This is a genomic window from Colwellia marinimaniae (genome assembly GCF_002207865.1).
GTDB lineage: Bacteria > Pseudomonadota > Gammaproteobacteria > Enterobacterales > Alteromonadaceae > Colwellia > Colwellia marinimaniae.
In genome coordinates this window covers 1-246 of sequence record NZ_BDQM01000441.1, presented here as the reverse complement: position 1 = coordinate 246, position 246 = coordinate 1, and the positions used below count along the sequence as shown (strand labels likewise).

The following is a 246-nucleotide window of genomic DNA, read 5'->3' as shown; positions in this document are numbered from 1 at the left end:
GCAGGTTAACATGCCTCTTACTTGTTGAAAATCAAGCTCACCAGCTTGCTGAGAAAGGCCATCATGCTGCTTTATCAAGGAATTTAAATCATCACAGTTAAGCGATGAAATCGGCATGAAAAATTCCATCTCCACTTTTTTCTGGGTTGGCGTTAATTGACGTAAACTAAAACCATCCTGTAATGAGCAGTCTAATACCTGATTAACCAGTTTAAGTAATACCGGTAACCAAGCTAGGTCATAGCC

At 39.8% G+C, this 246-nt stretch carries 1 protein-coding gene; it reads right to left on the bottom strand.

Annotated features, from left to right (window positions below):
- The coding region (locus MTCD1_RS19995) for a hypothetical protein (RefSeq protein ID WP_143760223.1) at positions 1 to 246 on the bottom strand (246 nt) is incomplete at both ends.